Annotated in this window: 10 protein-coding genes; 9 read left to right on the top strand and 1 reads right to left on the bottom strand. The window is 59.3% G+C overall.

Translation table 11 applies throughout. The annotated features are described in order from the left end of the window. Positions 1–689, bottom strand: a 689-nt coding sequence (locus tag B4F73_RS11205; RefSeq protein WP_290481257.1) for a serine hydrolase domain-containing protein, incomplete at its 3' end; no start/stop codon positions are given. Between the two features lie 188 nt (positions 690–877). On the opposite strand from B4F73_RS11205, the gene rpmH reads away from it, so the two are divergent. The 9 genes from rpmH to B4F73_RS11250 form a co-directional block, all read left to right on the top strand. Further along, positions 878–1012, top strand: a complete 135-nt coding sequence (gene rpmH, locus B4F73_RS11210) for a 50S ribosomal protein L34 (protein ID WP_034817532.1) — start codon at positions 878–880, stop codon at positions 1010–1012. Between the two features lie 42 nt (positions 1013–1054). Continuing rightward, positions 1055–1423 carry a ribonuclease P protein component gene (gene rnpA / locus B4F73_RS11215; protein ID WP_290483289.1) on the top strand — a complete coding sequence of 123 codons (369 nt, stop codon included), beginning with the start codon at positions 1055–1057 and terminating at the stop codon, positions 1421–1423. A 51-nt stretch (positions 1424–1474) separates the two neighbouring features. Further along, the gene (gene yidC, locus B4F73_RS11220; RefSeq protein ID WP_290483290.1) at positions 1475–3301 is read left to right on the top strand and encodes a membrane protein insertase YidC; all 1827 of its coding nucleotides are present in this window, start codon (positions 1475–1477) and stop codon (positions 3299–3301) included. Positions 3302–3305: 4 nt separating this feature from the next. Then, the gene (yihA, locus tag B4F73_RS11225; protein ID WP_206991898.1) at positions 3306–3947 is read left to right on the top strand and encodes a ribosome biogenesis GTP-binding protein YihA/YsxC; all 642 of its coding nucleotides are present in this window, start codon (positions 3306–3308) and stop codon (positions 3945–3947) included. A 54-nt stretch (positions 3948–4001) separates the two neighbouring features. After that, positions 4002–4463 (top strand): GNAT family N-acetyltransferase, encoded by a 462-nt coding sequence (locus B4F73_RS11230; RefSeq protein WP_198019835.1) that lies wholly within the window; start codon positions 4002–4004, stop codon positions 4461–4463. A gap of 44 nt (positions 4464–4507) precedes the next feature. Then, the gene (gene argB / locus B4F73_RS11235) at positions 4508–5404 is read left to right on the top strand and encodes an acetylglutamate kinase (RefSeq protein WP_206991899.1); all 897 of its coding nucleotides are present in this window, start codon (positions 4508–4510) and stop codon (positions 5402–5404) included. Next, a complete protein-coding gene (locus B4F73_RS11240) occupies positions 5379–6410 on the top strand; it encodes a DUF1036 domain-containing protein (RefSeq protein ID WP_206991900.1) in 1032 nt (343 codons plus the stop codon). Before argB ends, B4F73_RS11240 begins: the two co-directional genes overlap by 26 nt. Next, positions 6407–7153, top strand: coding sequence for a pyrimidine 5'-nucleotidase (locus tag B4F73_RS11245; protein WP_206991901.1), 747 nt, complete (start codon positions 6407–6409; stop codon positions 7151–7153). The genes B4F73_RS11240 and B4F73_RS11245 overlap by 4 nt, the downstream gene beginning before the upstream one ends. 21 nt (positions 7154–7174) lie before the next feature. Continuing rightward, positions 7175–7744, top strand: a 570-nt coding sequence (locus B4F73_RS11250) for a 2,3,4,5-tetrahydropyridine-2,6-dicarboxylate N-succinyltransferase (RefSeq protein WP_290483291.1), incomplete at its 3' end; no start/stop codon positions are given.

A 7744-nucleotide genomic window follows, 5' to 3' on the forward strand; every position in this document is an offset into this window, starting at 1 on the left:
TTTGAATGCGGACGGGCCCAGGACCGGGAGTTTTCAAGCCCGGCGCGACCGATGCTGGCCGTTACCATGCCGATGGGTTTGAATATTGAGGTCTCTACGGCATCAGCATAGCGCGACTGGGTCACGTCCTCGATCACTTCGGCGATGCTGTCATAGGCAACATTCTGATAGGTGTGACAGTCACCAATCGGACAGATGGGCTTCAGCGATTTCAGGCTGTTGCGAATCTCGGCTGGGTCCCAACCATCTTCCAGCCGCGTATCATAGGCATTCGGCAGGATACCCAGTCGGTGCGAAAGCACATCTTCGAGCGTCGCCGTGGTTTCACCGCCATTGGGAAGTCGCAGCGTGGTTGCGTATTTCGATACCGGGTCGGTGATGTTCAGGCGCGCTTCTGTCGCAAGGATCGCGACTTCGGTCGCGGCCACGCCTTTGGACAAGGATGCCCAACGAAACACCGTCTCGTCTGTAACGGGCTCTCCGCCCGACTGGGTGATGCCATACCCTTTGGCAAAGGCGACCTCGCCCCGGTCGATCACGGCAACAGAGAGGCCGACAATGTCTTCATCTGCGGCGAGCCGCGTCAGCCGGGCATCCAGACGGTCATAGTCTATGAACTGTGCGTGCGCTGTGATGGGAAGCGCGATCATGGCCAACAGGCACGGGATGGCAAAGCGTGGAAACCGCATTGGACCTCTTCGAACTCTTTTGCCCAGCCTCAGCGTGCAGAGTTCACAAGACTCTCTGGCCATGTAAAGAGTCTTGGGCGCGGAGAGACAGATTTATTCGGTTCTGGCTGTCGGTTCGGCTTGACTTCGAACCTCTGCTGCCTGTATTGGCCCCTCTTTCCGAGATTCTTAGCTTTCAGAGCAGACCCATGAAACGCACTTTCCAGCCAAGCAACCTTCGCCGCAGCCGCACCCATGGTTTCCGCGAGCGCATGTCGACTAAAAACGGCCGCAAGGTGCTGGCACGTCGCCGCGCCAAGGGCCGCAAGTCACTGTCCGCTTAAGGCGGCAGGCCACGGACCGTCTCACGCAGGCGGCAACAGGCCATGACCAGCAAAACAGATAAAACCGAATTTGAGGTCGCCCGTCTTCGCGTGCGACCTCAATTTCTTTATGTGCGTCACGGAAAAACCGAGCGGCGCAACGCCCTTTTGGTGCAGGCGCGACGCCGTAAAGGGGCCAGTCCGGGCGCGCATGCCGGCGCTGGATTTACCGCCACCAAGAAGATCGGGAATGCGGTCATTCGCAACCGGGCGAAACGGCGCTTGCGCGAAGCGGCGCGTGTTCTCTTGCCGCAGCATGGAAAACCGGGGTGGGATTATGTCTTCATTGCACGTATGGACACCGCTGACATTGCGTGGCCGCGTTTGCTTGACGATATGGAAAGCGCGCTGATAAGCCTCGCCGCTGATTAACCCCTGCCGCCGATTCCGGCGTGCTCACAAGATTTGCCGGGATCCCGCCAGATGGAAAAACCTGACCAGCGCAATTTTCTGATCGCCATGGTCGCGATGATCGCGTTCGTTTTTGCCTACCAGGCCTTCATCATGAAGCCCGCCCAGGAAGAATTCGAAGCCAATCAGGCCGTGCGCGAGGCCGAGCAGCAAACCGGCCCGACAGTGGCCTCTGATGCGCCGGCGATTGCTGAAATCAAGCCGGTCGAGGAAGCGCTGCAGGATGATGCCCGCGTGCCGTTTGATGCCGCCTCTGTGGATGGGTCGATCCGCCTTGCTGGCTCGCGCATCGACGATCTCAGCCTGAAAAAGCACTACCTCACTGTCGACAAGGAACAGGAAGTTCGCCTGTTTCGTCCGGAAAACACCGAGTTTGGATATTTCGCCACCTGGTATTGGGCGGATGGATCGAAATTGGTCGCAGGACGCAATTCGCCCTGGAGCCAAGTCGGGGAAGGGCAGCTGACGCCCGGCAATCCGTTGATACTGCGGCTCGAGACAGAAGGCCTTGTCATCGACCGGGTGATCTCTGTTGATGAGGACTATCTCTTCACCTTCACGGATACGGTCACCAATAATTCCGGCGAAGCGCGCCAGCTTCGCGCGATTGGCTCGATCGAGCGGCATGGGGATTACAAGGAATTCCTTGAGACAACCGATCCGGGCTCCTCGGCCAAGAACGGCCTTGCACATATGGGTCTGATGGGCGTCGTGAACGGCGAACTGCGCCTGAAGAAATACAAGCCCTTGTTCCAGTTGAAGGACATCAAGGGCGAGACCAGTGAAGGCACGTTCCCATCTGACCAGGGCGGTTGGTGGGGCCTGTCGGACATGTATTGGCTGGGCGCGCTCGTGCCCCAACAGGACCAGTTCTTTGCGGGCCTTGTTGACAAGCGCAAGCTGTCACGTGGCCAGCCGCTGGAAGTGCGCACGGAATCCGCGCCACTGACGATTGCGCCCGGCGAAAGCCAGACCATGGCCAACAGCCTTTATGCCGGTGCGAAACGGTTTGAAGTGCTGCAACAGTATCAGAACGAACTGGGTATTCCCGGAATGGTGGATGCCATCGACTGGGGCTGGGCCTTCTTCCTGACCAAGCCCTTCTTCTATGCGCTGGAATGGCTGTCCGGCATTGTGGGCTCGTTTGGCTGGGCGATTCTGGCCTTCACGGTTCTGATCAAGCTCCCGCTCGTGCCGCTCTACAATCAGAGCTACAAGTCCATGGCGAAAATGAAGAAGCTGCAAGAGCCGATGCAGGAAATCCGCGAGCGCTTCAAAGCCGATCCGCAGCGCCAGCAGCAGGAAGTCATGAAGCTGTACAAACAGGAAGGCGCGAACCCGGTCGGCGGCTGTTTGCCGATCCTGTTCACGATTCCCATCTTCTATGCGCTCTACAAGACGCTTTATGTGACCATCGAGATGCGCCATGCCTCTTTCGGCTTCCTGAAGGATTTGTCGGCACCTGATCCCACGGCCATCGGCAACCTGTTCGGTCTCATCCCGTGGTGGTCAGCCGCGGACATCAAGGCGATTCCGATCATCGGCATCATCATTGGTATTGGCATCCTGCCAATTCTCTATGGCGTGACCATGGCGGCCATCCAGACTCTCAGCCCGCCACCTCCAGACCCGACACAGCGCCGGATCATTCAGGCCATGCCGCTGGTCTTCATGTTCGTGTTCGGCGGATTTGCGGCAGGCCTTGTGATGTACTGGGTATGGTCAAACCTGCTCTCCTTCGCGCAGCAATATTTCATCATGCGGCGGAACGGTGTCGACACCGAGATTGGCAAATTTGTCAGCCGACTTGTGCGCGGCAAGAAGAAAGCGGCGGACTAGTCTGATGGAAACCGGAGACGCCTTCAGTGAAGACGCGCTCGAAGCGGGCCGCGTCCTGTTCGCCGGGTCGGTCGTGTTTGTCAAAGGCGTGGTGGACCTGAAGGGCCTGCCCACAGCGGATCGTCCGGAAGTCTGCTTTGCGGGGCGGTCCAATGTCGGCAAGTCATCGCTCATCAACGCGCTGACCAATCGCGCCAAGCTGGCGCGGTCTTCTGCGGAACCCGGCCGCACGCGCGAGATCAATTATTTTGACCTCGGCGAAGGCCGCATGTTCCTCGTCGATCTGCCGGGCTTTGGCTATGCCAAGGTCAGCCGGACACAGGCCGAGGGCTGGATGCGGCTGACACGCTCCTATCTTCGGGGCCGTCCGTCGTTGCGCCGGGTGTTCCTGTTGGTCGATTCTCGCCGGGGCCTGATGGACACTGACGAGGAGGTTATGACCATGCTCGACAAGTCGGCGGTCACCTATCAGATCGTCCTGACCAAGGTCGACAAGATGCAGAAGTCCGAAGTCGAAAAGCTCGTTGAAGAGATCGCCGGCAAGCTGAAAAAACGCGGCGCGGCGCATCCAGTTGTTCGCCAGACTTCGTCTGAGAAGGGGTGGGGCATCCCCGAACTTCGCGCCGAAATCGCCGGACTGGAATAGCGCCACGAATTGAGATTACATGTGCGCCGGAGAATAATCTGGAGCCGTGCATTCATGCCAATCGAGATCAAAGTTGATGACGTGACCAGCCCTGCCATGCTGGCCCTTCTCCAGACGCACGCGAATTTGATGTTGGCATTATCCCCTCCGGGCAGTTGCCACTTCCTGCCTGCGGAAGGATTGCGGGCACCGGACGTGACAGTCTGGTCAATGTGGGACGAGGAAGTTCTCGTTGGGTGCGGGGCACTGAAGGAGTTGCCAGGCGGTGTGGGCGAAGTGAAATCCATGCATACGCGTTCGGACCTGCGCGGGCAGGGGCATGGCCGCCGCATGCTGGAACACATCATGGCCGAAGCAGAGCAGCGCAACTATTCGGCGCTGTATCTGGAAACCGGGTCCATGGTCGGATTCCTGCCAGCACGGCGCATCTATGAGGCGTATGGCTTTGTCTATTGTTCGCCATTTGGTGACTACACGCTTGATCCGAACAGCGTGTACATGCATCGGGCCCTCTAGAATTCGAGTTTGTCACGGCGGCGATCCGCGCTAAAGGGGCCCGCATGACAGACCAGATCTCCGCTGCGCAATTCACCGCCCAGACGCTCTCAGAAGCGCTGCCCTATATCCAGCGCTATGCTGGCAAGACAATTGTCGTGAAGTATGGCGGTCACGCCATGGTGGACGAGCGCCTGTCGGCAATCTTTGCGCGCGACGTGGTTTTGCTGAAAACACTGGGAATTCATCCCGTCATCGTGCATGGCGGCGGGCCTCAGATTGGCAAATTGCTGGACCGGCTGGGCATCGTGTCCGAATTCAAGGGCGGCCTGCGGGTAACCGACGAAGCGACGATGGAAGTGGTCGAGATGGTCCTGTCGGGGCCTATCAACAAATCCATTGTGCGGGCGATCAATCAGGCGGGCGGCAAGGCCGTTGGCCTGTCCGGGTCGGACGGCAATCTGATCCAGGCCGAGAAGGCCAAGAAAACCGAACGCGATCCGGACAGCCATATCGAACAGGTTCTGGACCTTGGATTTGTGGGTGAGCCGACTGCAGTGGATACAAGCGTGATCGATGCGCTCCTGAAGTCCGACTCCCAGTTGATTCCGGTGGTTGCCCCGGTCGGAGTCGGCAAGGATGGCCATCGTTACAATGTGAATGCAGACACATCTGCCGGCGCGCTGGCCTCGGCACTGGGCGCTAGCCGCCTGTTCCTGCTGACAGATGTCGCTGGCGTGCTCGACAAGCAGAAGAATTTGATGCGCGAGATTGCCGTGGATGCCATTCCTGACCTGATCGCGGACGGCACAGCTGCAGGTGGCATGATACCGAAGCTTGAAACTGCGGCCCAATCCGTAAAACATGGGGTCGGGGCGGCAGTGATCCTCGATGGGCGTGCCCCGCACGCCCTGCTCATGGAGCTATTTACCGAACATGGCGCAGGTACGCTCATTTCTTAAAGGTCTTGCTTTTGTTGCAGCAGCGGCGGGTTTGCCCGCAATAGCGCACGCACAAGGGACGGGCGATGGTTGGAAGCTGTGTAACGAGACCAGCTTTATCATCGAAACAGCGGTTGGCCGCCCTGTAGGCGGCTCCGTCAATGTGGATGGCTGGACCAAATTGCAGCCAGGCTCCTGTCAGGTCGCCGTGCGGGCGCCGCTCGATCCGAAAATCCATTATGTCTATGGGCGTACATCGACGGCCCATCGGGGTGGCCTGAGAGAGTGGGGCGGCGAGCGCGAACTCTGCGTGGACCCCACCGGTGGTTTCTCGTTGGAAAGCCCGCCCAATTGCAATGCAATGGGTCTGGAAGCGCGAGGTTTCCGGGCGGTCGACATTTCCAGCCGCTCCCGCTGGACGACAACTTTCACCGAAATCGAAAATTATGACCGCGCGACCGCGCAGGCAGCCGGGATTCAGCGCCTGCTGGAAGAGGCGGGCGTATTGTCAGGCGCGATTGATGGCCGGATCGGATACAAGACCCGCACCGCCATCGGCAAATTTCTGGAAGAGAACAATCTGCCTGACTCGACGTCGGATTCAGACCTCATCGACTTCCTGGAGCAGGTGGCGAAGGAGAATGGCCGCAATGTCGGGTTTACCCTGTGCAACCGCACCGACAAACGGATCTGGAGCGCCATCGGACGCCGCGGCACCGAGGGCTGGGAGAGCCGTGGCTGGTGGATGCTCGAGGCGGGAGGTTGCGCGCGAGTGATCGACAAGGCCCTTCGCGGCACCGAGCACTATGTCTTTGGCGAGATGGAAGATGGGACGCGCATCCGAACGCTGGCAAAGGCATCGGATCCGTTCTGTGTGGGCCGGGCAAAGTTTGCGATCGTTGGCCGGGATGACTGCGAAGCGTCCGCCTATCGCACTGCGCTGTTCGCTGCCGCACCGGAGCCAGTTGACCAGCGTCTCGTGTTTGAGTTCTTCGAGCGGGACTTCGCCAAGGCCGGTAGTCAATGACCTCTCCAAAGGCGGGTGTACACCTCGCACCGTTCGGCAATTTCGGACATGTTACGGATTGGGTGTTCGACCTCGACAACACGCTCTATCCAGCAGAGTGCGACCTGTTCGCCGAGATCGACACGCGCATGACGGATTTCGTCTCGCGCCTGCTGGAATTGCCGCCGCTGGAGGCGCGCAAGGTGCAGAAACATTATTATGCAACCTATGGGACGACGCTGTCCGGCCTGATGAAGGTGCACAAGATCGATCCTGCCGATTTTCTGCATCATGTGCATGACATAGACTTGTCGCCACTGCCGGACTTGCCGGTTTTGCGCCAGGCAATCAGCGCGCTGCCGGGTCGGAAATTCGTTTACACGAATGGCTCGCGTCGCCATGCCGAGCGGGTTGTTGGCAAGATGGGGCTGGAAGACCTGTTCCACGGGAGCTTCGGTATCGAGGACGCTGAGTACACTCCCAAGCCGAACCAGAGCTCCTATGATCGGTTTTGTGCGCTGCATGATGTGGCCCCGCGCAAGGCAATCTTCTTCGAGGATCTCGCGCGCAATCTCCTTCCAGCCAAGGATATGGGCTTCACGACGGTTCTGGTGCACTCCGAAAAGGATTGGAGCCACGAGCCGATTGAGGCGCGTCCTGCCAATCTGGACGATCTGTTGGGGGATGACGGGCCTGACCACATAGACTATGTGACGGGCGACCTTGCTGCCTTCCTTGAGGCGGCGATTGAAACACTCGACTAAGACCTGCCCCCGGAGAGACAGATGACACAAGCCCTGGCCAATGCGATTGAACAGGCGTGGGAAAGCCGCGACACCCTGAACACACAGACACGGGGTGAGGTGCGCGAAGCCGTCGAGGCGGCCATTGACCTGCTCGACTCCGGTGAGGCCCGCGTGGCCAGCCCAAATGGCGACGGCAACTGGACTGTCCATCAATGGCTGAAAAAGGCTGTTCTGCTGTCCTTCCGCTTGAATGCCAATGGCATGATTTCCGGCGTGCCCGGCGGCGGCAACTGGTGGGACAAGGTTCCATCGAAATTTCAGGGCTGGGGCTCATCCGAATTCGAGGCCGCGGGCTTTCGTGCGGTGCCCCCGGCCGCTGTGCGCCGCGGCGCCTTCATTGCGAAGAATGCGGTCCTGATGCCGTCCTATGTGAACATCGGCGCCTATGTCGGCGAAGGCACAATGATCGACACCTGGGCCTCCGTCGGCTCGTGCGCGCAGGTCGGCAAGAATTGCCATATCTCGGCCGGCACCGGCATTGGAGGCGTCCTTGAACCGCTGCAGGCGAACCCGACCATCATCGAAGACAATTGCTTCATCGGCGCACGG

This window comes from Hyphomonas sp. UBA3601 (assembly GCF_002375605.1).
GTDB lineage: Bacteria > Pseudomonadota > Alphaproteobacteria > Caulobacterales > Hyphomonadaceae > Hyphomonas.